The organism is Deltaproteobacteria bacterium (genome assembly GCA_016218975.1).
GTDB lineage: Bacteria > Desulfobacterota > Deferrimicrobia > Deferrimicrobiales > Deferrimicrobiaceae > JAENIX01.
The window spans coordinates 57,653-80,491 of the sequence record JACRCO010000053.1; the positions used below are offsets into that span (position 1 = coordinate 57,653).

General features: G+C 60.6%; 22 protein-coding genes and 1 riboswitch. Of the genes, 2 read left to right on the plus strand and 20 right to left on the minus strand.

Going from position 1 to position 22,839, the window contains the following annotated elements; translation table 11 throughout:
• Nucleotides 1-8: 8 nt before the first annotated feature.
• A complete protein-coding gene (locus HY896_06800) occupies nucleotides 9-1,406 on the minus strand; it encodes a hypothetical protein (GenBank protein ID MBI5576058.1) in 1,398 nt (465 codons plus the stop codon).
• A gap of 19 nt (nucleotides 1,407-1,425) precedes the next feature.
• Nucleotides 1,426-1,506: riboswitch (cyclic di-GMP riboswitch) on the minus strand.
• Nucleotides 1,481-2,590, minus strand: a complete 1,110-nt coding sequence (locus HY896_06805) for an NHL repeat-containing protein (protein ID MBI5576059.1) — start codon at nucleotides 2,588-2,590, stop codon at nucleotides 1,481-1,483. Its footprint overlaps the riboswitch before it by 26 nt.
• A 205-nt stretch (nucleotides 2,591-2,795) precedes the next feature.
• On the opposite strand from HY896_06805, the gene HY896_06810 reads away from it, so the two are divergent.
• On the plus strand, nucleotides 2,796-3,236 hold the full coding sequence (locus HY896_06810) for a response regulator (GenBank protein MBI5576060.1): 441 nt from the start codon (nucleotides 2,796-2,798) through the stop codon (nucleotides 3,234-3,236).
• A 4-nt stretch (nucleotides 3,237-3,240) separates the two neighbouring features.
• On the opposite strand, the gene HY896_06815 is transcribed toward HY896_06810, so the two are convergent.
• The 15 genes from HY896_06815 to HY896_06885 all read right to left on the minus strand — a co-directional run bounded on the left by HY896_06815 (nucleotide 3,241) and on the right by HY896_06885 (nucleotide 20,774).
• The gene (locus tag HY896_06815; protein MBI5576061.1) at nucleotides 3,241-4,629 is read right to left on the minus strand and encodes a sigma-54-dependent Fis family transcriptional regulator; all 1,389 of its coding nucleotides are present in this window, start codon (nucleotides 4,627-4,629) and stop codon (nucleotides 3,241-3,243) included.
• Nucleotides 4,626-6,086, minus strand: a complete 1,461-nt coding sequence (locus tag HY896_06820; GenBank protein ID MBI5576062.1) for a HAMP domain-containing protein — start codon at nucleotides 6,084-6,086, stop codon at nucleotides 4,626-4,628. Before HY896_06820 ends, HY896_06815 begins: the two co-directional genes overlap by 4 nt.
• Nucleotides 6,087-7,064, minus strand: a complete 978-nt coding sequence (locus tag HY896_06825; GenBank protein ID MBI5576063.1) for a phosphate/phosphite/phosphonate ABC transporter substrate-binding protein — start codon at nucleotides 7,062-7,064, stop codon at nucleotides 6,087-6,089. It lies immediately after the preceding gene.
• On the minus strand, nucleotides 7,019-8,326 hold the full coding sequence (locus HY896_06830) for a hypothetical protein (protein ID MBI5576064.1): 1,308 nt from the start codon (nucleotides 8,324-8,326) through the stop codon (nucleotides 7,019-7,021). The genes HY896_06825 and HY896_06830 overlap by 46 nt, the downstream gene beginning before the upstream one ends.
• 241 nt (nucleotides 8,327-8,567) lie before the next feature.
• Nucleotides 8,568-11,042, minus strand: a complete 2,475-nt coding sequence (locus HY896_06835; GenBank protein MBI5576065.1) for an MtrB/PioB family outer membrane beta-barrel protein — start codon at nucleotides 11,040-11,042, stop codon at nucleotides 8,568-8,570.
• Between the two features lie 38 nt (nucleotides 11,043-11,080).
• A complete protein-coding gene (locus tag HY896_06840; GenBank protein ID MBI5576066.1) occupies nucleotides 11,081-11,986 on the minus strand; it encodes a DmsE family decaheme c-type cytochrome in 906 nt (301 codons plus the stop codon).
• 308 nt (nucleotides 11,987-12,294) lie between these two features.
• Entirely contained in the window at nucleotides 12,295-13,647 is a 1,353-nt protein-coding gene (locus tag HY896_06845; GenBank protein ID MBI5576067.1) for a sigma-54-dependent Fis family transcriptional regulator, read from the minus strand.
• Nucleotides 13,648-13,662: 15 nt separating this feature from the next.
• Nucleotides 13,663-15,147, minus strand: coding sequence for a HAMP domain-containing protein (locus HY896_06850; protein ID MBI5576068.1), 1,485 nt, complete (start codon nucleotides 15,145-15,147; stop codon nucleotides 13,663-13,665).
• Nucleotides 15,117-16,052, minus strand: a complete 936-nt coding sequence (gene phnD, locus HY896_06855) for a phosphate/phosphite/phosphonate ABC transporter substrate-binding protein (protein ID MBI5576069.1) — start codon at nucleotides 16,050-16,052, stop codon at nucleotides 15,117-15,119. The genes HY896_06850 and phnD overlap by 31 nt, the downstream gene beginning before the upstream one ends.
• A 176-nt stretch (nucleotides 16,053-16,228) precedes the next feature.
• Nucleotides 16,229-17,203, minus strand: a complete 975-nt coding sequence (locus HY896_06860) for a methyltransferase domain-containing protein (protein MBI5576070.1) — start codon at nucleotides 17,201-17,203, stop codon at nucleotides 16,229-16,231.
• A complete protein-coding gene (locus tag HY896_06865; GenBank protein ID MBI5576071.1) occupies nucleotides 17,200-18,648 on the minus strand; it encodes a cysteine--tRNA ligase in 1,449 nt (482 codons plus the stop codon). Before HY896_06865 ends, HY896_06860 begins: the two co-directional genes overlap by 4 nt.
• A gap of 40 nt (nucleotides 18,649-18,688) precedes the next feature.
• On the minus strand, nucleotides 18,689-18,889 hold the full coding sequence (locus tag HY896_06870) for a hypothetical protein (GenBank protein ID MBI5576072.1): 201 nt from the start codon (nucleotides 18,887-18,889) through the stop codon (nucleotides 18,689-18,691).
• Nucleotides 18,890-18,945: 56 nt separating this feature from the next.
• Nucleotides 18,946-19,326: a Fe-S cluster assembly scaffold protein NifU gene (nifU, locus tag HY896_06875; GenBank protein MBI5576073.1), complete on the minus strand. Its 381-nt coding sequence runs from the start codon at nucleotides 19,324-19,326 to the stop codon at nucleotides 18,946-18,948.
• A gap of 2 nt (nucleotides 19,327-19,328) precedes the next feature.
• Entirely contained in the window at nucleotides 19,329-20,543 is a 1,215-nt protein-coding gene (locus tag HY896_06880) for a cysteine desulfurase (GenBank protein ID MBI5576074.1), read from the minus strand.
• Nucleotides 20,544-20,576: 33 nt separating this feature from the next.
• Nucleotides 20,577-20,774 (minus strand): hypothetical protein, encoded by a 198-nt coding sequence (locus HY896_06885; GenBank protein ID MBI5576075.1) that lies wholly within the window; start codon nucleotides 20,772-20,774, stop codon nucleotides 20,577-20,579.
• A 211-nt stretch (nucleotides 20,775-20,985) separates the two neighbouring features.
• Between HY896_06885 and HY896_06890 the strand changes: the two genes are divergently transcribed.
• Nucleotides 20,986-21,522 carry a TlpA family protein disulfide reductase gene (locus tag HY896_06890; protein MBI5576076.1) on the plus strand — a complete coding sequence of 179 codons (537 nt, stop codon included), beginning with the start codon at nucleotides 20,986-20,988 and terminating at the stop codon, nucleotides 21,520-21,522.
• A 187-nt stretch (nucleotides 21,523-21,709) separates the two neighbouring features.
• On the opposite strand, the gene HY896_06895 is transcribed toward HY896_06890, so the two are convergent.
• The 3 genes from HY896_06895 to HY896_06905 form a co-directional block, all read right to left on the minus strand.
• Nucleotides 21,710-21,880, minus strand: a complete 171-nt coding sequence (locus HY896_06895; protein MBI5576077.1) for a 4Fe-4S binding protein — start codon at nucleotides 21,878-21,880, stop codon at nucleotides 21,710-21,712.
• A 25-nt stretch (nucleotides 21,881-21,905) separates the two neighbouring features.
• Nucleotides 21,906-22,124, minus strand: a complete 219-nt coding sequence (locus HY896_06900; GenBank protein MBI5576078.1) for a NifU family protein — start codon at nucleotides 22,122-22,124, stop codon at nucleotides 21,906-21,908.
• Between the two features lie 72 nt (nucleotides 22,125-22,196).
• Nucleotides 22,197-22,835 carry a CBS domain-containing protein gene (locus HY896_06905; protein MBI5576079.1) on the minus strand — a complete coding sequence of 213 codons (639 nt, stop codon included), beginning with the start codon at nucleotides 22,833-22,835 and terminating at the stop codon, nucleotides 22,197-22,199.
• Between the last annotated feature and the right edge of the window lie 4 nt (nucleotides 22,836-22,839).

Here is a 22,839-nt window from a genome sequence, read left to right on the forward strand (position 1 = left end):
CAGGCGATTTAGAACCCCTTCACGTACGCCTTCGTCCCGCCCTTCTGGTGGCACTTTCCGCAACCGAAGGTCGGGTTGTCGCCGACTGATGCTCCGGCAACCCAGGCGGTTCCGTTCCAGGTCTGGCCTTCCACATCCGCTCCCCCGTTCGGAAGGAACGCGTGGCCGTTGGTATCCCATCGTGTCATGTTCTCGAAACTGGATGCGTGCGCCTTGTGGCAGGTGAGGCACGAAAGCCGATCGTTGCCAGACAGCGTGGCGGGATCGGCGGCCGAAGCCGAAGTGCTCAGCACGGCGAAGTCCGCGTCCGCCTTGATGAGCGGATACCGGAAGTCGTAGCCGACCGGGTTAGGGTTGTTTGCCTGGGCGTTGGTGACGGTGGCCTTATAAGTGGTGATGCCGTATTTCCTGCTTGTCGGCGTCATATCCATTTTCAGGTTGGTCGGATGCTTCATCCAGACACCGGCGGTTTGGGTCTTGTCTGTCCCGCCTTCGGTCTGCTCGGTGCCGTGGAAATCCCCGTGGCATGCGGAGCAGAAGGAGGAGAAGCCGCCCTGGTAGACGTTCTTGTTCGTGTCGCTGTAATCGACAAAGAGGTCCGCGCCCTGGAGATCCTTGCCGTCCTGGCGCTTGTTGACGTAGGTCGTTCCCTGGATGTCGCCGCGGGAGTTCGACTTGATAGGCTCGTAAGCGGTGTTCTGGGTCTCGCCGCCCGCCGATGTCTCCACGCCGAACGATGTTACGTTGCCGGTAACCACGACGCCGTTCACCTTCCGCTTGATCTGCCGCCATGCCGTGTAGCTGCCGCTGAACCGGGAGTGCATCCCGTGGCAGGAGTGGCAGGACCACTCGCCGTCCGTGATGGTGCCGCCCGGAGGCGCGTTCCCGAGAACCGTGTCAGCCGCCATCAGTTTGGAGGTGGGGCTTGCGGATCCCTTGGTATACGCCGGGTTGTGCCCTTTCTTCGGGTCCAAATTGGACTGATAGAAGTCGCCCGCAGGCATGGAGATGCCGGCCGGAATGGCGCCGGTGAGCGTCATGACGATCGGGGCGGTCCAGCCTGTGTTCTCCACGCCCACGAGATCGGCGGATGCGGAAGTGTTGTACCCCTGCTTGTGGCAGGAAAGGCACATATCGGTCCAGTCGCCCTTTTTCAGCAATTCGCGGTAAGACCCGCCCGCGCCGGGATTCCAGTCCGTGGCGCCGCCGTCCTGTAGCTTGTTACCGGATATGCGGGCGCCGCCATCGCTGTTGTGCAAGGTGTGGCAGTCCGTGCAGACGAGGCCGTCATAGGAGTGATACTGTGCCGTATTGGGACCGGCGCCCGTCGTCTGGCTGGGCACCGCCGCAATCGCCGGCGCGGCCGTCAGGGCCGCAATCGCGATCGATAGCAAGAATTTTTTCATTGCATCCTCCGAAGTTTTCTCTGGCGGCCCGGCCGTCCTTCCATCGAAGGATCCGTGGGCTTTGCGTCCCCCGATTACTCGAGGTTTGCCTTTTTCAGAGGATTGTTGGGTGTTGACTGCGAAGCGATCCGTCGTTCCTGCGAATTTTCCGTGCACGCCGTTTTCGTTTCCTGCACCACCTCCTTCTCCTTGAGAAATCGAACCTTGAACACCTGCACACGCTTGAGCGTGTTCTCCAGTACGTAGATACGGTCCCTTCCGTCCGAGGCGATCCGGGAGGGCATGTAGAACTGGCCGTACCCCTCCCCGATCTTTCCGAACTCCTCGATGAACTCCCCCTCCCGGTCGAAGCAGGAGACCTTGTTGGTGACCGTGCTGACTACGAAGATATGGCCCGCATCGTCGGCGGCGATGCCGATGGGACGGTCGAGCTGGCCGTAGAGAACGCCGGGCGATCCGAAACGCTTGAATGTTTTTCCCCTGGGGTCGTAGATCACGACGGAATAGGGGCGCATGTCCGTAAAGAGAAACCGGCCGTTCCGATCGACGGCCATCCCGTAAATGGTGTTCGGCGCCCCCTCGCCGGAGATGGGGATCTCCTCGTGCGCCACGCCGTCGGGGTCCACCTTGACCACCCCCCCCCGCGTCTTGAGCACGTAGATTCCGCCGCTCCCCCCGTTGGCGATGGCCATTGGGCGGACGGCGCTTCCGGGCGCGTCTACGATCCCGGGGAGAAGAAGCGCGTCCAGGGGGTTCCCGCGGAAATCGAGGATGCTGATCTTCGGGCTGTTCACGTGGCCGAGAAACATCCTTCCCTCGGCGTCCACCGCGACCATCCTCGCCGACCCTTCCTTCTCGCCGGGGTCGATCGCCTGCACGAACATGCCGTTCCGGTCGTATATAAGGATCTTCCGGATGGCGGCGTCCGCGATGTAGAGTTCGCCGGTTTTCCTGTCGACGAAGATGTCCATCGGCTCCCGGAGCCTGTCGGAGCGCCCGCCTGCGTACTCGATCGCATAGAGGAACTCGACGCTCAGGAGGCCGCGATCCGTTCCCGCGGCCGGGGAGGGCGTTGCAGGCCATGGAATCATGAGGATCGCAAGGATGAGCAGAGCGGGAATTTTCAATCTCGACGGCATGACGCCCAAAGGTTTTGCATCGGGCATGCCGCTTGCCCACGCCACCTGCAACCGCCCGATAATTCAAAGGGTTTAAAAAATCAGTCGAGACCGGTTACCCTCCTCGAAATCCGAAATGAACAAACCTTTTGTTCATTTCGACAACGTATCGAAACGGAAACAATTGCGGCGGAAGGTTACGGATTCGGAAACGTGCGCAATATCGCCCTCGTCGGGATATCGACCCGAATTTTCAGGAGATAATCGGCTTTTGAAAGCAGGAATTCCATCCGGCACGCCGATTGCGTATAAAAACGGCATGACTTCGATGAAGGTATTGATCGTGGATGACAACCAGTTGCTGTGCTGGGGGCTCGGCAAAACACTTTCGAAGCGTGGCATCATCCATCACGCGGTGGAGAACGGGACCGACGCACTCTCCGAAATTCGCAGCGCCTTCTACGATCTTGTTTTTCTCGACATAAAACTTCCGGATGCGAACGGGCTGGACCTGTTGCCGGTAATCCGCGGGATCTCTCCCGGAACGAAAGTCGTCGTCATCAGTTCCAACGGGTCGGAAAGCAATGTACGCCGGGCGATGGCTGCGGGCGCCGTCCGGTTCATGGAAAAACCGTACACCTGCGAGGAGCTTGCGGAAGCGCTCGAAGCGGTCTTCCCCCGGAAATCCGAAGGGAAGCCTGCAAGCAAGTAGCCCCCTATTCCAACCCGAATTTCTTTATCTGGTACCTCAGCGACTGATACGTGACGTTCAGGAGTTTCGCCGCCACCGACTTGTTCTGCCTGCTTCTGTCCAGCGCCTGCACGATGAAATCCCTTTCCACGTCATCGAGCGAGATTCCCGATTCGGGCAGCAGGAACCGCACTTCGTTTCCGCTTTCCGGTGACGGCAGCGTGCGAACCATCTCCTTCGGCAGGTGTTCCGGCCGGATCGTATCCGCATTCTCCAGCACGACGAGCCTTTCGATCACGTTTTTCAATTCCCTGACGTTTCCGGGCCACCGGTAGGTCGTCAGCATTTTCGCGGCCTCCGGGGAAAATCCTTCCACGTTGCACTTGTTATATCTTTTACGGAAGTAGGAAAGGAAATGCTCCGCAAGGACGGGAATATCCTCCCTACGCTCCCTCAACGGAGGGATGTTGATGGAAAACGCGTTGAGCCGGTAATAGAGATCCATGCGGAAATCGCCCGTTTCGATCCCCTTCACCAGGTCCCGGTTCGTCGTGGCGATGACGGCGACGTCGACCGGGATCTCCGACCCGCCCCCGATCCTGCGCACCGCTTTCCGCTCCACGATCCGCAACAGCTTCGTCTGGCAGTTCTGCTTCATGTCGCCGATCTCGTCGAGAAGAATCGTCCCCTTGTTCGCCATTTCAAAGACGCCTTTTTTATCCGCCTTCGCGTCGGTGAAGGCGCCCTTTTCGTACCCGAAGAGCTCGCTCTCCAGGAGAGATTCCGGCAGGGCGGTGCAGTTGACGGGGATGAAAGGCGCCCGCCGGGATGCTTCCTCCCCGTGGATCGACCGGTGGAGGAACCTCGCGATCACTTCCTTCCCCGTGCCGCTTTCCCCGGTGATAAGCAGCGTGGAAACACGCGCCTGCACCATCTTCCGGATCTTTTCCCGGATCTCGCCCGCGGCATCGGAAGCGCCTATGAACTCCGCTTCCGAAAGGTCCGAATGGACAAGCCGGAGGGACTGGACCTCCCGCTCGAGCCGGTCTTTCTCGAAAACCTTGTCGATGACGATTCCGACCTCTTCGAGGTTGAACGGCTTGGTCAGGTAGTCCACGGCGCCCAGTTTCATCGCCTTGATCGCCGTTTCGGCGGTGTCGTCCGAGGTAAGCATGATCACCTTCGTATCGATCCGGCTGGCGGTGATTTCCTGGAGGATCTCGATGCCGTTCTTCACGGGCAGCTTTATGTCCAGGAGGACGATGTCGGGAAGGAACGAGTTGACCAGCCCGAGGACGTCATCGCATTTCGTGTCGGGTTGGATCTCGTATCCCTGCTTCCTGAACCATCTCGACAGCGTGGCGACGATCAGCGGATCGTCGTCGACGAGCATTATCTTTCCTCTCGCCGTCATCCCGGTTTCCCTTCTTCCTCCACCGTTTTTCGCGGAAGAACGATCCGGACAAGGATGCCCCCCGCCGGATTGTTCCCCACGGTGATATCGCCGCCGTGCTGCCCGATGAGCTGCCTGCAGATCGCGAGTCCAAGACCGGTCCCCTTCGATTTCGTGGTGAAGAAGGGCTGGAAAATCTTGCAGATCATGTCCGGGTCGATTCCCTTGCCCGTGTCCGTGATGTCGATCAGGATGGAATCGCCGGAGACGTCGTAGTGGGTTCCCACGGCGAACATGCCCCCGCCCGGCATGGCGTCGATGGAATTCAGGAGCAGGTTCAGGAAGACCTGCTGGAGCTGGACCGGGTCGGCCATCGTCAAGGGAATCCGGTCGTCAAGGTCCTTGACGATCCGGATGCCGTTTTGCCCTTCGGGGGAAGAACGGTTGGATTTCAGGTAGAAATCTATCGTCGTGGCGATGATTTCGTTCAGATCGACGCTCTCCCACTGCGGCTTGGGAGGCTTGGCGAAGTTGAGGAAATTCTTCATCAGGGTTTCGAGCCTGCCCACTTCGTCGACGATCTGCGAAAAGAGGATCCGGTCCTCGTTCCGCAGCGTCAGTTCCTCGGAGAGCAGGTTCACCGCCGCCTTGATCCCGGCGAGCGGGTTCTTCACCTCGTGCCCCAATCCCGCCGCCAATTCCCCGACAACCGCCATCTGTTCCGTCCGCTGCATCTGGAGCATCTGCTCCTTGAGGGATCTCGCCATTTTGTTGAAGGAAGCAGACACCTCCCCGAACTCGTCCTTCAGTCCCTCGATCCGGTAATCGAGATCGCCGCTCTCCAGTCTCCGCGTGGCGGTGAGAAGCTCGTTCATGGGGCGCGCCAGTCCCCGTATGGACACATACGCGAAGATGACCGAGAAGACGGGTCCCGCCGCGATAAGGACGAAGAGCATCGTCTTCATCAGCGCAATCTGGCGGAACGCCACCTGGGTGTTCGACGAAAGGTTCCTGCTCGTCAGGGCGACTATGCTGTTCACCTTTTCGATCAGCCCCTGCCCCGTTACGATGGCGCGGTCCTTCTCGGTCTCCAGCCGGTCGCTCCCTGCGCCGAGCGTCAACACGCGGCTTAAGGCATCCTTGTAATTCTCCGTCATGCGCTTCAGGTCGTTCAGGTTTTCCAACACCTCGGGCGAGTGGTGGCACGTGAAACACTTGTCGGCCACTTTCCCCATGTGAATGCTGTGGGTCACGATGGTATCGACGCTGCTGGCGTACCGCGTTCCGCTCAAGGTGAGGTCGGACTGCACGCCCTTGATATGGATCAGCAGGTGTTCCCGGAGAATTTCGACCTGGTGCAGCTTGATGAGCTTGTCGAGCTTCGAAGTCGCCCGTTCGACGGTGACGATGATGTAGATTCCGCAAAGCGTGAACAGGAAACAGATTACACCCAGGGCGATGATGATCTTCTTTTTCATCTACTCGTTCGAAAACCGGTAGGTGGCAAGGTCGATTCCGAGTTCCCTGGTATAGGACAGCACCGGCTCGTAGTCGGCATCGGTCGTCCTGATGAAACTCCGCGCCCCGAACGCCTTCAATACTTTCGCTCCTTCCGGGTCCGCATGCATGGTGACCAGCGCCTCCGAAATCTTCCGTTTCACCGCATCCTCGAGGGTTTTCCGCAACGCCAGGCCGTTTTCGGGCACATCCGCCGATCTCGCCAGGATCGTGAGCTCGCGGCCGATCCGGGGGTCCTCCGCGGCAAGCCTTTTGAAAACCGTGTTTTTCGCGGCGCCGATATCCGCCGCGTTTTCGAGCACGTCCCGCACCGTGCCTTCGTGCGTACCCGTAAAGTGCACGTCGCCGAAATAGGAGTCGATGTTCCCGACCCCGGCCCTTTTCATATGGATCAAGGGGAACAGGTACCCCGCGGTGGTCGCCCTGGCCACCAGCGCGAGCCGCTTCCCCTTCATCCGGCCGACCGTCCTGATTCCGCTGTTTTTCCGGACGAAGATGACCCCATGATACGTCGATGTCCCGTCCGGCTCTTCTGGCCTGGCGAGGACCTCGACGCCGAGTTTCGCCTTGGCCAACGAATAGCCGAAACTTCCGAAGAAAGCGCCGTCGAGTTTCAGGGCCTCGAAGTTGTCTATTACATTCCCGTAGTAGGTCAGCACCTTCAATTTGATCCGGACCCCCGCTTTCTTCGACAGGTAGTCGGCGAGGGGCTCGTACCGCTCGATCTGCTTGAAGATGTTCTGTTCGGGGATAAGGCCGATGAGAAGAGTGGTTTCCGGAGGCGGCTGCTCGGCCGTTTCCCGGTCTCTCTGCCCGCAGCCCGTAAAAAAAGCGAAGAAGAGAAAAAGGAATGCCAGGAAACGGGGGAACGCCCGGCGAACCCGGGTTTCGCTCAGAAGGCTTTCCGGAACGCTTTCGAGCCCCCCATACGATGGCACTTGCCGCAGCCGTGCGCCGGGTTGTCTCCCGTCGAAGCGACGCCGGACGGATCCTTCTCTCCGGCGGCAAGAAACGAGCGGGCGCCCGTATCCCAGCGCGTCATGTTCGCGAAGGGGGATGCATGCGCCTTGTGGCACGTCAGGCAGGATATCCGGTCGCTTCCCGCGATCGTGGCAGGGTCGTTCGCGGACGCAGCGCGGCTTCTCACGGAAAAATCGGCTTCCGCCTTGACCAGCGGATACTTCCAGTCGTAGCCGGCAGGATTGGGGTTGGCGCCCTGCGAATTTACGACCGCGGCCGCATACGAGGCGATCCCGTGCTTCGCCCCCGATTCGCCCATCGGCATGTTGGCCGGGTGCCGGATCCACCCTCCCCCGGCGCGCGTTTTCCCGTTGTCGGAGGATCGCGTTTCCCCGCTCCCCCCGTGGAAGTCGCCGTGGCAGGCCGAACAGAAGGAGGAAAATCCCCCGCGGTAGACGTTCTTGTTGTCGTCCCCTTCCGTTTTGGATAGATCCGCACTCTCGAGTTCCTGTCCGTCCTTGCGCCGGTTCAGGTAGGAAGTCCCCTGGATGTCGCCGCGAGAATTGGAAAGGATGGGCTCGAAGCCCGGCGACGTCGCCCCCAAGGTTCCTCCGGAGCTCTCCACCCCTTTTTCCACGGTTTCGTTCCCGGTATGAACGATCCCGTTGACCCTCCGCTTCAGTTGCCGCCACGCCGCCACCGTCTCCCCGAACCGGTCGTGGGGATCGTGGCAGCTTACGCAGTCGAAGTTGTTGGCCGAAAAGTTCCCTCCTGGCGCGACGGTCAGGACCGGATCCGAAGGGATCGATGAGGACTGCGCGCCGCGGGTCTTCCCCGGGCTGTGCCCCTTCCGCGGATCCGTCGAACTCCAGTAGAAATCGCCGGCGGGAAGGGAGGTTCCGCCCGGCGCGGCGCCGTTGGAAGTCATCACGGCAGGGGCCTTGAATGCGGCATTGCCGGGGGCGAGATGACACTGGAGGCAGAGGTCCGTCACCGACGGTTTCTTCAGAAGGATAGCGGAAGGGCCGCCGGAGGCCGTCCCCGTGGGCTTCGCCGCACCGTCCTCGCCCGAATGGAGAACGTGGCAATCGCTGCAAACGAGGCCGTCGGCGGAATGGTAAAGCTTCGTGTTCACGCTCAGGGATATGTCCACGTAGGGGAAGGACGGTGAGGGAAAAACGATTATCGACCCGATGGCCAGCGTAAAGAAAATAACGGCAGAAGATTTTGTTCCGATCACCGTCAGAGTCTCCGCTCGATTCTTCCGAAGGAACCCGTTTGCCGGGATTCCCGATGGCAACTTTCATTTCGGAAGAAGGAACGGATACCCTTAGCAGCATAACGTCAAGTTTTTGACATATTCGGTAATAAATATTCAATGCAGGTCCTTGATAGCCGGCCGGGGCCCTTAAGCGGCAAAGGGCCCCGGCATCAAATTACCGGGGCCCCCGAGGGGAGGAGAGCCCCGGCCTCGCTGTCGGTTAGAACTTGTACACCAGGTAGACCTGGCCGACGTGCGCTTCGTAACTCTTGTAAGTCGCGTCGGCGAAGACGAACCTGGTCGAATTCTCGGCCGTCAGCCCCGCCATGTAGGGCTGCAGGTTGTCCCAGGCGAAATCGTCGAGCTTGTACCACTCGAACAGGTAGCCGACCCCAACCGTCACGTTGCTGAACCACTTGTAGGCAAGGTTGGCCTTGACCTCGTGCAGCCGGTTGACCACGGAGGGCCAGGGCTGCGCCACCGCGTTGGAGAGCTTTGCGCCGTTGGTGAACCCGTTGGCGATAGCCAGGTCCCTGTTGGGGTTGAAGGTGTTGTAGTCCGCTTTGCTGTAAGACAGGTTGTAAGAGGTATCGAGCGTCAGCTTGTTGGGTACGAGCTGCAGCTTGGCGCCCAAACCCACCGTGTCCGTCGTTTCCTTGATGTCGGTGCTCCAGTAGTTCAGAGGGTTGAAGTTTCCGAAAAGCGTCGTCTCGTTGTCCGTTGTGGAGGCGATGTCGAAGGAGTCGTCCTTGGCGGCCGAGTCCATCCTGCTCTTCCGGTACTCTCGCAGGTAGCTGAGGATGAGGGAGACCCTCTCGGTTGGCGTGTAAGTTACATCCAGGCCGCCCCCGGCGTTCTCGACCTTCTTGAGTCCGAACCGGCTGTCCTGGGCCAACTTGTCCCGTAAATACAGGCCGTGGATACCGAGAGAAAGGATATCCGACGGGTCGTATGAGAACCTTGCATCTGCCTTGTGGCGCACGCGGTCGGCCCAATCGTAATTCCTCAAGCCCACCGCCTCGGGGTTTTCCGCCCTGTCGCCCGCCTTGTAACCGTCGACGGTCCGCTTCGCATATTTGTAGGCGGCCTTCAGGTTCGCGGTTTTCGTCGGCTTGTAAAGGAAGCCGGCGCCGGCGCTCCATTCCGTGGTGGAGTCGATCCGGAGCTTCTCCCGTTTCCATCCCTCCCACCCGGCGTCGAACAGGAGTGTCAGCGGCTTCGAAGCGTGATAGTCGAGGAGCAGGTTTGCGGTCTGCCGGGTGAAGGAGAGCGGCTCGTTGAAAACGGCCGCGTCGGTTGTGCTGGTGTCGTTTTTGATCAACCGCCAGTAGGATTCGCCGAATCCGGCATAGCCGGGGAACCGGATCTCGCTCGAATCGTTGTTGTAATCGTAGAAGCGGTACTTAAGCGTCGCCTTGAGCGGTTCGATCGGCCTGCCGGTGATCTTGAAGCTCCCTGCAAGCGTCTTTACATCGCCGTCCAGGTTCGACTTGGGAAGGCTCCCTGCGTTCGTCACATCGAAGGTGGGGGATGCTCCAGGGGCGCCGGAGAAGGTCAGGTTGTTCAGGGCGCTGTTCAACGAGTAGGGAACGAACGGGCTGTCCTGCGTGATCCATCCGTAACTGACGGTGCCGGAAAACCTGCCGCGGTACGGCAGGTCCGCCCCCCCCGACACGGTGAAGTCGTGCGACTTGCTGTCGGGCGGAAGGGAAAGCTGGCCGCGTGCGAACCGGCCGCGTTCGAAACCGTTGTCACCGGCCGCGGCCGAAGCGCCTGCCGAGCTCGTCGCGGTGTTGTCGGAGATACGGAACGGGTTGTCCCAGATCAGCGCGCCATTGCCGTTGTTGAAATCGGTAAACGTGTATTCGAGGTCCGCCAGCCAGCTTTTCTTGTAGATCCCCGCTCCGACCGAAACGGAGGTCGTGCGGTAGTCGATCGGCTCCGCAAGGTCGGCCCCGCTCACCACGAACAGGTCGGCGGTGTGCGCAAGCCCGCTTCCCTGGGCGTAGCGTTCGTACGTCCCGGCCGTGATCACCCTGGCGCCGGTCCGCTTTTCGTTCGTCACCTTGGCCCAGGTTTTGACGTCCTGGGAAATGTTCAGTTCGAGCGAGAAGCCGGCCTTCTCACGCTTGAGCTTGAACGTGAACGGATTGGCTTCCGAATAAAGTCCCCTGACGATCGACTGGGCAAGCGCGTCCTCACCGGTGGTATCGGTGATAACGTTCCCGCGCTCCACGCGCGTTTGTTCCACCGCCTGGAGGGCGCTCTGGACGTTATCGGGAATGGAGAGCCGGTTGGTCCCTGCGCCGTTGAACAGGAGCGTGCCGCCGCTGAAGTTGTGGGGTATGGTGTCGAAGTAGATGTTGTACTTGAACTTGCCGTGCTTCCCGCCCGTCACGCTGTAGTATTCGTTTTCCTGCGCGGGATTCTTGATCTTCACGTCGAGGAAGTACCCCGCGTCTCGCTCCATCTTGAACGCGGCATCGTTGAACAGGAAGCCGTTCTTCACGTCGCGGTACTCCTCGAACTTCTCGTCGGAGCCCCTGACGTTCTTCTGCTGCACGGCGGCGTCGACCTGCCCGGAGGTCTCCCCGATCCAGGCGCCGAACTGCTGCTGGGCTTGCGCCGTTCCGGCGTACAGCGCGAGCGACAGGAGCAGGGCGGCCGCCGCGCATGCGATTTTTCCGCGAATCATCTGCCGTTCCTCCGTGGAATGTATATTCGTCATGTTCGTCACCTCTGCAGGACCGGTCCGGACGGGTTGTTGGACCCGTGGATCATCGGGTGGCAGTTCAGGCAGGACCTGTTTATGGCGTAGGCGGAGTTCGTGGAGAGGGTCCCCGTCTGATGCCTTCCCTGCATGTGGCACTGCTGGCAGAGGCGCGGCGCTTTCTGTACCAGCATCTTGTCGAAGGAAGACCCGTGCGCGGCGTGGCAGGTGAGGCAGTCCTCCTTGACCGGCGAATGTTCCCAGAGAACCGGCGCCTTCTTCTCCGCGTGGCATTCGTAACACTTGTCGTTGACGGACTTGGCGTTTATGAGCTTCTCGCTCCTTGCTCCGTGCGGGTTGTGGCATGCGGAGCAGCCCATCTTCCCCTCCTGGGTCGGGGAAGAGGAATCCCGCATCGGGTGCTTCGACCTCTTAAGCATCGTGGCGCGCACCTCTCCGTGGCAACCGAAGCAGACCTGCTTTTCATCGGCATTGGAAAGAAGGTGCTGCTTCCCTCCATGCACCTTGTGGCAGGCGACGCAGCCGGCTTCCTGGCTGTCGTGGGCGCTCCCCTTCCAGAACAACTGCACCTTGTCTTTGGAATGGCAGGAAGCGCAGACCGCCGTGGCGGCTTCCGCCGCGATTTTGGCCGGGTTGACGATTTTGGTCTTGTCCCCCTCTTTCACGTGTTCCGCCGCGGGGCCGTGGCACGATTCGCAGCCGCTTATCTTCGCGCCGTAGTACGCGGTCTTAGAGTGGATGTTGGTGCGGAAAGGTCCGACGATCGCTTCATGGCACTCCTTGCATTTCTCGCTTCCGACGTAGCCGCCGCCGTCCGCGGCGAGCACGAGCATGGCCGCCGCCAGGATCAGAAAGACCGCCAGCGCCGCCACCCGGACGAGCCTTACGGGCTTAGCCGTTTCTCTCATCAAACCGAACCTCCTTTGTCTGTGCGTTTCTATCGATCGATCCCGAAAAGCTTCAACTGCTTCCTGAGATGTTGAAAAAAACAATTTTGATTTATCCAGAGGGATTCTCAGCAATCGGCATGCCGATTATGGCAGGCGGAAGCGCTGACGAATTTTCAAACTATTATCGAAAGGTTAGGGGGCGAATGACTGAGACGTCTCACTGCAGGCAAGTTGTTGAAGTCAACAATTGTTTCCATAGGGAAACAAAGAGAAGGCCACGTTTCCATATGGAAACATGGCCGGTCGTATCCGGGAGTAATCCTTCTCTATCCTTTCAGGCGCTCCCAAAGAGCCTTGCGGCCTATGCCCAAAAGCTCCGAGGCGCCGGTCTTGCTTCCCCCCGTTGCCCTTAGCGCCCGCTGAATATGATCGAGCTCGAACCGCCTTACCGCCTCCTTCAACGGGAGGATCGCCCGGGGGTCGGAATTCTCACCGGAGGATGTATTGAGCGAGTCCGGGATCTCCGGTGGAAGGTGCCTGGGCTCGATCGTCCCTTCCCTGCAAAGAATGGTGGCGCGCTCGACGATGTTCCACAATTCCCGGACGTTCCCCGGGTAACCGTAGTTCATGAGGAGCGACATCGAGCTTTCGGAGACGCTGCGGTTGCCTCCGAGTTTCCCGACGAAATTTTCGACGAGCAGGGGAACGTCCTCGAGCCGATCGCGCAGCGGGGGAAGCCGGATCGCGAAGACGTTCAACCGATAAAACAGGTCCTCCCGAAACCCACCCTCGGCGACCATCGACTTCAGGTCGTCCTTGTTCGTTGCAGTGACTATGCGGATGTCGACCGGAACGTTTTCGTGCCCGCCGATCCTCGTGATGACGCGCTCCTGGAGCACACGCAAAAGCTTCGCCTGCGCCGGGAGCGGCATATCCGCTATTTCGTCGAGGAAAAGGGTGCCCCCGCCTGCCTGCTCGATCTTGCCTTCGGTGCGTTTCAGCGCCCCGGTGAAGGCGCCCTTCTCGAAACCGAAAAGCTCCGCTTCGAACAGGGTTTCGGGTATCGCCGCGCAGTTGAGCGCCACGAACGGCCCGTCTTTCCTTTTTCCACGCCGGTGGACCGCCCTCGCGACCAGCTCTTTACCGGTGCCGCTCTCCCCGAGGATAAGCACAGTGGCGTCGGTATCGGCTACAAGCGTGACGAGGTCGAAAACCTCCCGCATTGGCTTGCTCTTTCCGATCAGCTCCTCGAAACGCGACTGCGATGCGATGAGCTTCTTAAGGTCCCGGTTTTCCTCTTCGAGCGCCCTGACGCGCAGGACCTTGTTCAGCAGCAGCATGAACTCTTCCATCGAGAACGGCTTGGTCAGGTAATCTTCGGCGCCGAGTTTCATCGCCGCCACGGCGGATTCGACGCTGCCGAAACCGGTGATGGTTATGACTGACGGAGCCGGGGTTTTCGACTTCGCCTCCTTGAGGACTTCCAGCCCGTCTTTGCCGGGAAGCCTTATGTCCGTAACGACGATGTCGAACGTTTCCGAAGCGAGCAGGCGGACCGCATCCCCGCCGTCGTCCGCGGAGGAGACGGCGTATCCCGCTTCTTCAAGGTTGTCCGTCAAGGTGAAGCGCAATCCAGGATCGTCTTCCACGACCAGGATCCGTCGGCAAGGCGTGTCCATCGTGGCCCCTTTCATCTATGTAGGCGAGCACGGCAGAGAGATGAAAAACGTCGTGCCGTCTCCCGGCCTGGAGGTAACGCGCATTCTCCCCCCGTGCTGTTCCACGATTTTCTTGCAAACCGCGAGCCCAAGTCCGGTCCCCTTCCCCGCTACTTTCGTCGTGAAGAACGGCTCGAATATCCTTTCGTGGTTCTCCTCCGGGATCCCGCAGCCCGTATCCGCCACGACAAGGGTATGGAATTGCCCGTCGTTCATGTGCCCGATATCCAGCTTTCCCCCGGAAGGCATGGCGGCGACGGCGTTCAGCACCAGGTTGACCATGACCTGTTCGATCTTGTGGGCGTCCGCTCTCACGGTCACGGAAGGAACGCGGTTCGCCACCTCTATCCGCCCCTTGTCGAGCTGGAAGTCCAGGAGCTCGAGCGTCTTCCCGACGAGGACCCGGAGGTTGCATTCGGAATAGTGCGTCGCATGCACCGTCGAGTAGTCGAGAAGCTGCGAGACCGCACGGTGGATGCTTTCGAGACTTTCGCCGACCACCGTAAGGTACTGCTCCCGCTTGTGGGGAGGCAGCGACTCCTTCTTAAGCGCCTGGACTCCGTGCATCGCCCCCGTCAGCGGGCTGTTGACTTCGTGCGCAAGTCCGGCGGCCAGCGTCCCGATAGTCGCCATTTTCTCGGTGCCGGTCAGAAGCTCCTGGGTCCTTTTTCGCTCGACCTCCTCTTCTCTCAGCCGGTTCACCATGATCCGGTAGCTGTCGTAGAGCTTGCCCAGCTCGTCGTTACGGCCGGGGAGCGGGGCGGGGTCGAGGTTTCCCAGCCGCACCGAATCAAGCGCGTCCGACAATCGGCGGATCGGCCTCGTCATTATCCTGGCGGCGGCGAAGACGGCAAATACGAGGACGAACGCGGCGGAAAGCGATATGAACAGGATTTTCCTGCTCAGCGCGTTGACTTCATCGGCCATTCCCGCGAGGGAATAGCCGATGCGCAGGGTCCCGAACCGCTTGGATGAGATGCTCAACGGCGCCGCCACGTCGATCAAGCCGCCGTCCAGCGGCTCCCCGACCATGGTGAGTGTTATGTCGGAGGCGGACAGCGCCTTCGCGGTCAAGGGGTCGTCCGGATGCTTGCGAAACTGCGTCAGGTCGCTGTGGGAGAGGACGACGCCGTCCGGACCGAGGACCATGGCGTAGGTCACGCGCATGTCCTTGTTTCCGGCAAGCCGCGCAATGTAGAGGTCCAGCAGCCCCGCCTCGGCCACAAGGCCGATCTCTTCATAGAGCAAAACCTGGGTGATGGGAAACCGCATCGAAACGGCCAGGGTCCGCGCCGCACGCCTCTCCCTTTCCAGGAGATGGCTCTTTTCCTCCTCGACGAGGGAAACATGCAGGGCCAGCGCGAAGAAAAAGATGGCTGCCACTCCCGCGGTCGTGAACTTCCCCGCCAGAGAGGAAAAGGGGCGTCTTATTATTTCAGGAACGGATTCGATGAGTGGCAACGGATGCCGCAACCCCCGGCGCCGGTTATCGAAGTGATCTTGCGGTAAAGGAAATCGTACTCTTCGCCGTGCGCTGTAACGAATCCCCCGCGGATTTCCGGCCCGAGGCCTTCCGATCCGGACCGCCCTCTTTCCTTCGTTTCGTCGATCGACAGGAGGGCCCCCGTCAACGCCTTCTCCGCATCCATGGAAAGGGACGGACCCGCTGCGATCGGCGCGTTCGGCAGCTCTTCCGACACGGCGACGACCCGCAGCCCCTGATCCTTGTACTTCCACGCGACGACGTCCTTCACGGCCCCCGCTTCGAAAACCCCCTTCAGAACCGCCCTTGCAACCTCCTCGTGATTGCGCAGATTCTTCCTGCGACCGAGTTTGTCGGGGGTCACGCCCGCTTCGCAAAGCATTATCGTGGGAATCAGGCTGCCGGTCGTGGAACGCCGGGCTCCGAACGCGAAACTTCGTCCTTTCAGATCGGACAATTTCCGGACGGGGCTGTCGCTCCGAACGATGATGTTGCACCGATACGCCGACTTCCCCTGCGCGTTCAATGGCTTTACGAGCGCCCGTGCGCCGAATCGGTGCCTGGCAAGGGCGTAAGTCGCGCCGCCGAGATACGCGACGTCGGTGACTCCCTTGCGCAGATCTTCTATCGTTTCCATGTAAGATCGGCCGATCCGGAGCTCGAATCTATATGGGGTATTCCGCGAAAGGTAATCCATCAGCGGCTGGTAATATTCGTACATCACGTGAGGATTGAACCTCGGGATGACGCCGAAACGGATGGTCCTGTTTCCCGAATTTTCGGGAAAGCCCGCTGTCGCGGGAGCCGCAATGAGGAAAGCAAGAAAAAAGGCCCCCCACACCCTGTGGCGGGCAATGAGCACACTCTTCAATACGCTTCGCATCGGCTAATGCTTCCCGCTAATAGTATACATGCGCGGGGAACGGAGATAACCCGTATTTCTCACCACGGTTCGTCGCGAGGCGGTGGAGACGGGTATGGCTACAAGACGTACTGAGAAATGCGGGTTAAGTCCAATTAAATGCAAACGCATCTGGCTAACCGGAAACCCCGTCGGCTTCAGGCCTTGCCGGTCACGATCCCCACCCCCCGTGGATCCGGCTTGTCCGGGCTGACATGCCGGTATCCGGCGGCCTTCAACATCGAGACGATCTCGCCACGGGAATATGCCCTTCCTCCTTCGGTAACTGCGACCATGTGGACCGAGAAAAAAGCCGGGCCAGGCGGTGAGGTTTTGTTCTCCTCAAGGATAAACTCCTGGACGGCGAGCGTTCCTCCGGAAGCCAGCGCGCGCTTCGCTTTCCGCAATAAGGCGATGCAGTCCTTTTCGGAGTATGCATGGAAGATATGGGAAATCCATATGAAGTCGAATGGGCCTCCGAGCGGATCCCTGGTAAAATCGCCTTCCGCGAGGCGGACCAGGCGTGAAGCACCATTTTCCTTCAGAATCTTCCTGGTCACCCGCAGCGTTTCGGGAATGTCATAGACCGTGATCTCCGACCCCGGGTACATCCTCGCCCATTCGACCGCGTAAGTTCCCGGGCCGCCGCCGAGATCAAGAACGCGTTCCCCGGCCCGGAGGGGGAACCTTGCGGCGACCTGGGCGGCGCGTTCCCGCGCGTTCTCCTCCATGCCGCGGATGAAATTTTCCTGGAATCCGCTCCCCTCCGGCCGCCCCTTGCCGTCTCCGCGTATCTTTTTTTCGAGCGCCGCCCAGTCGCGCCAGCAATCGAGGTGGTGCAGAAGGATGAAGCGCCGCGAACGAGGGCCGTCCGCAAGGAAATTTTCCGCAACCTCCGTGTTCCGGTACTTGTCGCCTCCCTTGGCCAGCAACCCCATCGCGACGAGGGCGTTCAGGAGGATGGCGAGATTCCGCGGGTCCGCCGCGATCCCGCCGGCAAGCGTCCTGGCGTCTTTCGCCCCCCCCGCGAGCGCGGAGAACACGTCGAGCCGCAACGCAACGAACAGCGTCATCGACCACTGGTATCCGTGCGCCGTCTCCATCAAGGAGTCGAGGCTTCTTACGGGCATCATCCGTTTCCCCTTCCCACGATTTTTTTCACCCGCGGAGGCCCGCTACCCTCGTCGACGACATCGTACCCGGTCTCGCGGATCTTATCCCTGAGCGTGTCGGCTTCCTTGAAATCGCGCGCCTTCCTCGCCGCCTCGCGCCGCTCGACGAGTTCCACCACCGGGGCCGGCAGAAAGGAAGCGTCGCCCGCAACCTTTTCCCCGGCTTCCCCCGTTTCCGCGCCTGCGGCGGGAATGAGACCCAATCCGAGCACCGTATCCCATTCGGCAGCAAGCTCGCGTAACGCCGCCCCCGGCAGGCCCGCATGCGCCGCCTCGTGGACGACGCCGACCGCCTTCGGGAGGTTGAGGTCGTCCTCCACCGATTCACGGAACTTTCGACGAAACCCGGCCGCCGCTTCCTGGCCCGGTCCGGCCGCCGTCGCGGACCCGGAAAAGGCCTTTTTCAATCTGGAAAACGCCTTGGCGGCCGCGGCCTGGCCCTCCCAGGTGAAATTCATCGGCGTCCTGTAGTGAAGTGTCAGGCAGTAATACCTGAAATCCATCGGGTCGACGCCGCGGGACGAAAGGTCGTCCAGCGTGTATTCGTTCTTCATCGATTTGGACATCTTGTGCCCCTCCACCAGGAGGTGCGCCGCATGCATCCAGAGGCCCGCGAACCGGCCGTCCGTCGCGGTCATCGCCATCGACCGCGAATTCTCGTGATGCGGGAACCGGAGGTCCGAGCCTCCGACGTGGATGTCGAAGTCGTCGCCGAGATACTTCAGGGCCATCGCCGCGCATTCGATGTGCCAGCCGGGCCAACCCCTGCCCCACGGGCTGTCCCAGCTGAACTCTCTCCCCGGCTCCGCAGGCAGCCACAGGGTGAAGTCCTCGGGGTGCCTTTTCCTGCGGTGGATGGATACGTCCGTGCGCTCCGCCGCCTCCCCCTCTCCCAACCGCGCACCCGAAAGCTCGCCGTATCCCTTCGCGCGGGCCACGTCGAAGTAGACGTAATCCCCTTCCCGGTACGCCGCGCCGCGCCGCTCGAGTTCGCGGGCGATCGCGATCATTTCGGGAACGTGCGCGGACGCACGCGGATACACGTCCGCCGGAAGGAAATTCATGCGCCGGCAGTCGGCGAAAAACGCCTCCGTGAAGTACTCCGCTATTTCCCGGCCCGTCTTCCCGGCAGCGCGGGCCGCCGCGATCACCTTGTCCTCGACCCGGTCGAGCGCCTCCTCGTGCATGTGGCCCATGTCGGTTATGTTCTGTACGGCGAACGGAACGATCCCCTCGAACCTCAAGCTCCGGATCAGCAGGTCCGTCAGCAGGTAGGTTCTCAGGTTGCCTATGTGGGCGTAGCGGTAAACGGTGGGGCCGCAGGTATAGATTCCCGCGCGCCCGGGCCGAAGCGGAACGAACGTCGTCTTTTTTCTTGCCGCGGTATCGTAAAGGGAGAGCGCCAAGTGTCCCCCCCGATATCCCGCATTTCCGAATGCGGGAGCGCTACATCTCCTGGTAGATTTCCTTCTCGATCTCTTCCTGGAGAAGCTTCACGTGTTTCTTCTCCTCCTCAACGAGGAAGAGGAACATTTCGCGGATGGACTTGTCCTCCGCGGTCTGTGCGAACTCGTTGTATTCCTGCACGGCTTCCTTTTCCCGCTCCAGCGCCATGCGGATGACCTCGATCGGGTTCTGCGCCATCATTTCCCTCCTGGATTGTCAAGGATGCGATACCTGAGCGATACACTTGGCTTCCATCGTCAAGGGCGCCTCTTCGCGTAATCGTCCAGCGCGGCCTTGACCGCCTGCTCCGCCATCACCGAGCAGTGGATTTTCACCGGAGGAAGCCCGTCGAGCGCTTCGGATACCTGCTGGTTCGTTATCGCGCGCGCCTCATCGACCGACTTCCCCTTGATCATTTCCGTCAGCATGGAGCTGGAGGCGATCGCCGCGCCGCAACCGAAGGTCCGGAACTTCGCCTCCACGACCTTCCCATCCTCCACTTTCACGTACAGCCGCATCATGTCGCCGCACGCAGGATTGCCGACTTCCCCCACGCCGTCGGCGTTCTCGATCTCGCCCACGTTTCTCGGGTTCATGAAGTGGTCCATCACCTTCGCGCTGTACGGTCCGCCCGCCATGGCTACTTTCCTCCCCTTGCGGTCTGCTTCTGATAGTCGAGATAGGTCGGGGACATCTCCCAGAGCCGCCGCACGATCCCCGGCAAAACTCCCAGGACCTCGTCGACCTCCTCCTCCGTGTTCCCCTTCCCCATGCTGAAGGTTATCGAGCCCGTGCAGATGTCCGTAGGGACTCCGATGGCCCGCAGGACGGGCGACGCCACCAGGTCCTCCTCGTCGCGGCCGCGCAGGTTCGAACTGCACGCCGAACCCGAAGCCGCCATTATTCCGTGAACGTTCAAAAAGAGGAGCAGCGACTCCCCTTCGGCATATTCCACCCAGAAACTCACATGGCCGGGCAGCCGGTCCGTCGGATGCCCCGTGAGGTGAAGATGTTCCACCGACGCCTCGATGCCGCCGCGCAGTTTCTTCTCCAGCGCCCGCAGGCGCACAGCCCACTCCCTGTTCTCTTTCGCCGCGATCCCGGCGGCCGCACCCATTCCGACGATGGCCGGGACATTTTCCGTTCCTGCGCGAAATCCCCTCTCCTGGAACCCTCCGTCGATCTGCGAGGCGAGCGCCACGCCCTCGCGTACGAATAGTGCGCCGACCCCCTTGGGTCCGTAGAAGTTGTGGGCGGAGAGGGTGACGAGGTCGGCCCCGATTTCACTTACGTCGAGCGGTACGTGCCCGGCGGAGGCCGTGGCGTCGGTATGGAAAAGGACACCACGGTCCCGCGTGATCCGGCCGATTTCGGCGACGGGTTCCATGGTCCCTATTTCCGCATTGGCGTGCATCACCGAGACGAGGACCGTATCCGGGCGGATCGCCTTGCGCACGTCCCCGGGGTCTACCTTGCCGTCCCGGTCCACTCCGAGGATGGTCACCTCGAATCCCCTGTTGCGCAGGGGAATGAGGGCGTTCAACACGGAGAAGTGTTCGACCTCCGATGCGACTATATGTTTCCCCTTGCCCGCCCTTGCCTCGGCTGCTCCCTTGACCGCAAGGTTGTTCGCTTCGGTCGCTCCCGACGTGAAAACGATCTCCTCCGGGCGCGCGCCGATCAACGCCGCCACCGATCCCCGCGCCGCATCCACGCCTTTCAGGGCCGCCTGCCCCTGGTCGTGGATGTGCGAAGACGGGTTCCCGTAGAAATCCGTGAAATACGGCGCCATCGCCGCGAAAACCCGCGGATCGAGCGGCGTGGTGGAAATGTGATCGAAAAAAATGCGCGCCATGGGGTTTCCCGCGTAGCTGGCCGTACCCTGCGGCTACTCCTTCACCTTGAGCTGCGCCATCTTGTCCCGGATCAGCTTCGCGTGCTTCTTCTCCTCTTCGGCCAGGAATGTTAACATCGCTTTCAACGAGGGAATCTGCGCCTCGTTCGCTCCTTTCTGGTACTCGCCGAAATGAGTCATTTCGAGCCTCAACGCCCTGCGCAGGACTTCTTCCATCGTCCACTTTGCCATAGGTGTCCTCCCCGTAGGTGTTCGGGCATACAAGCCCGCATATCCTGCTGAAACCGGGCGCCGCCGCCCGTTCGCGCATTCTTCCCGATTTTATTAGGATTGATGAAGGGTCCCTGCCGTTTCAGGGGCATTGACCCGAAACCCGTAAAATACCCTCTCCGTATATAATCTCAACATCGACAAGGGGTCAAGGTATTGTAATATCGAACTTATGAAAAAATCATCCATACTGTTGGCCGTGACGGCGGCCGTCGTCCTTATCGCCGCCTTCCTCTGGTACCGCGGCAGGCCGGTCGCGCCGGGCGGCGGGACGGCATCTCCGCCGGCGGCTTCCGTCGACCGTATCGCGCCCCCGTTTACGTTGAGCGACATAAGCGGCAACAACGTCTCTTCCTCGCAGTTCCTCGGGAAACCCACAGTCATAAACTTCTTCGCGACATGGTGCCCCCCCTGCCGCGAAGAGATCCCGGGCTTCGTGGAAATCTACAAAAAGTACAAGAACAGCGGATTCGAGCTTGTGGGGATCGCCCTCGACACCGACACAAGGTCGACGCTTCCCCAGTTCCTTGTACAGAACAGGATCGAATACCGGATCCTCATCGGCGACGTGGCGGCCGTCAGGGCATACGGCGGCGTCCGCTCCATCCCCACCACCTTTTTCGTAGGCAAGGACGGCAAGATCCGCAATGTCCACGTCGGTTATATCGACAAGGACTCCTTCGAACGGGAAGTCCGGAAGCTCCTGTAACCTTAGAAACAGGGGACGTTCCCGTACTTAAAAACGGGGACGTTCCTGAACTTTTTCTGACGTGTGATAAAAAAAAGTTCAGGAACGTCCCCGTTTTTAAGTACGGGAACGTCCCCTGCTTCTAAGAACGTCCCCTGCCGGGTGCTGCGGGCGGCTTCTTCGCCCTTTGCGGAATGCGGGTAACCCGCTACGCCGGAACGCACGCAGCGGTGGGACACACCCCTGCGCAAGCGGCGCAATCGGTGCACTTGCCCGCATCGATCGTGTAAATGGGGTCCCCCTCCGAAATGCACTGGGCGGGGCACTCCGGAACGCACGCGCCGCAAGCGATGCATTCCTCGGTTATTTTGTACGCCATGTCGCCTCCCTGGGATGTCTTCAGCTCACACCGATTCCACCCGTTCGACGGATGGAATCTCCTGCTTGAGCGCCGCCTCGATGCCGCCCTTGAGCGTCATCGTCGCCATGGGGCACCCGCCGCATGCGCCTACCAGGCGCACTTTCACCACGCCCCCTTCGATGTCGACGAGTTCCACGTCTCCTCCGTCCGCCTGGAGCGCCGGGCGAATCTTGTTCAATACCTTCTCCACTTCCATTCTCATGCAGCCCACCTCCCTTGCCGGTCTCCCGTATTTTAAGATGTCATCGTCCGCGGTTCCGTTCCTTGACGGAAGTCAATCCGCGGACAACATTTCGTATCCTGCCTTTTTCAATGCCGATTTGAGCACCTTGTAGTTTTTCGACTCCAACCGGAGAATGAGCACCTTCTTTTCCGGATCGTCGTGTGCGGCCGTTGCAACGGAAACGATGTTGGCGTCGAAGTCCTTCATGAGTTTCAGCACGTCGTAGAGCATGCCGGGGCGGTTCGGAAGGGAAAGCTCGACGCGATAGCCGGGACCGCTGACGCCCATGGATTCGATGAATGCGTCCAGGATGTCGGTCTCGGTGAGGATCCCCACCAGCCTTCCTTCCTCGACCACGGGAAGGCATCCTATCTTCTTCTCGCGCATGATCAGCGCCGCTTCCTCGATCGGGGCGGAGGACGATACTGTGTACGGCCGCCGGGTCATGATCTGCTTCACCTTCACCTTGTCGAGGAGGTAGTAGATCTCACGGATCTCGAGAGCGGTAGCGGGGGACGGCGAAGCCAGCTTGATGTCCCTCTCGGAGACTATCCCCACCAGCTTGTCCCCGTCCTTGAGCACGGGGAGATGGCGGATTTCCCTCTCCTTCAAAAGGTCCATCGCCTTCTTCATCGAGTCGTTCTCGTCCACGTACACCGGATTCCGCATCATCCGCTTCGACACATTCATGATG

Excerpts from the sequence above, each read along its gene's own strand:
- HY896_06800 (MBI5576058.1), bottom strand. The coding sequence starts at position 1,406 with ATGAAAAAATTCTTGCTATCGATCGCGATTGCGGCCCTGACGGCCGCG.
- HY896_06815 (MBI5576061.1), bottom strand. The coding sequence starts at position 4,629 with ATGACGGCGAGAGGAAAGATAATGCTCGTCGACGACGATCCGCTGATC.
- HY896_06820 (MBI5576062.1), bottom strand. The coding sequence starts at position 6,086 with ATGAAAAAGAAGATCATCATCGCCCTGGGTGTAATCTGTTTCCTGTTC.
- HY896_06835 (MBI5576065.1), bottom strand. The coding sequence starts at position 11,042 with ATGATTCGCGGAAAAATCGCATGCGCGGCGGCCGCCCTGCTCCTGTCG.
- HY896_06840 (MBI5576066.1), bottom strand. The coding sequence starts at position 11,986 with ATGAGAGAAACGGCTAAGCCCGTAAGGCTCGTCCGGGTGGCGGCGCTG.
- HY896_06845 (MBI5576067.1), bottom strand. The coding sequence starts at position 13,647 with ATGGACACGCCTTGCCGACGGATCCTGGTCGTGGAAGACGATCCTGGA.
- phnD (MBI5576069.1), bottom strand. The coding sequence starts at position 16,052 with ATGCGAAGCGTATTGAAGAGTGTGCTCATTGCCCGCCACAGGGTGTGG.
- HY896_06860 (MBI5576070.1), bottom strand. The coding sequence starts at position 17,203 with ATGATGCCCGTAAGAAGCCTCGACTCCTTGATGGAGACGGCGCACGGA.
- HY896_06870 (MBI5576072.1), bottom strand. The coding sequence starts at position 18,889 with ATGATGGCGCAGAACCCGATCGAGGTCATCCGCATGGCGCTGGAGCGG.
- nifU (MBI5576073.1), bottom strand. The coding sequence starts at position 19,326 with ATGGCGGGCGGACCGTACAGCGCGAAGGTGATGGACCACTTCATGAAC.
- HY896_06880 (MBI5576074.1), bottom strand. The coding sequence starts at position 20,543 with ATGGCGCGCATTTTTTTCGATCACATTTCCACCACGCCGCTCGATCCG.
- HY896_06885 (MBI5576075.1), bottom strand. The coding sequence starts at position 20,774 with ATGGCAAAGTGGACGATGGAAGAAGTCCTGCGCAGGGCGTTGAGGCTC.
- HY896_06890 (MBI5576076.1), top strand. The coding sequence starts at position 20,986 with ATGAAAAAATCATCCATACTGTTGGCCGTGACGGCGGCCGTCGTCCTT.
- HY896_06895 (MBI5576077.1), bottom strand. The coding sequence starts at position 21,880 with ATGGCGTACAAAATAACCGAGGAATGCATCGCTTGCGGCGCGTGCGTT.
- HY896_06900 (MBI5576078.1), bottom strand. The coding sequence starts at position 22,124 with ATGAGAATGGAAGTGGAGAAGGTATTGAACAAGATTCGCCCGGCGCTC.
- HY896_06905 (MBI5576079.1), bottom strand. The coding sequence starts at position 22,835 with ATGAATGTGTCGAAGCGGATGATGCGGAATCCGGTGTACGTGGACGAG.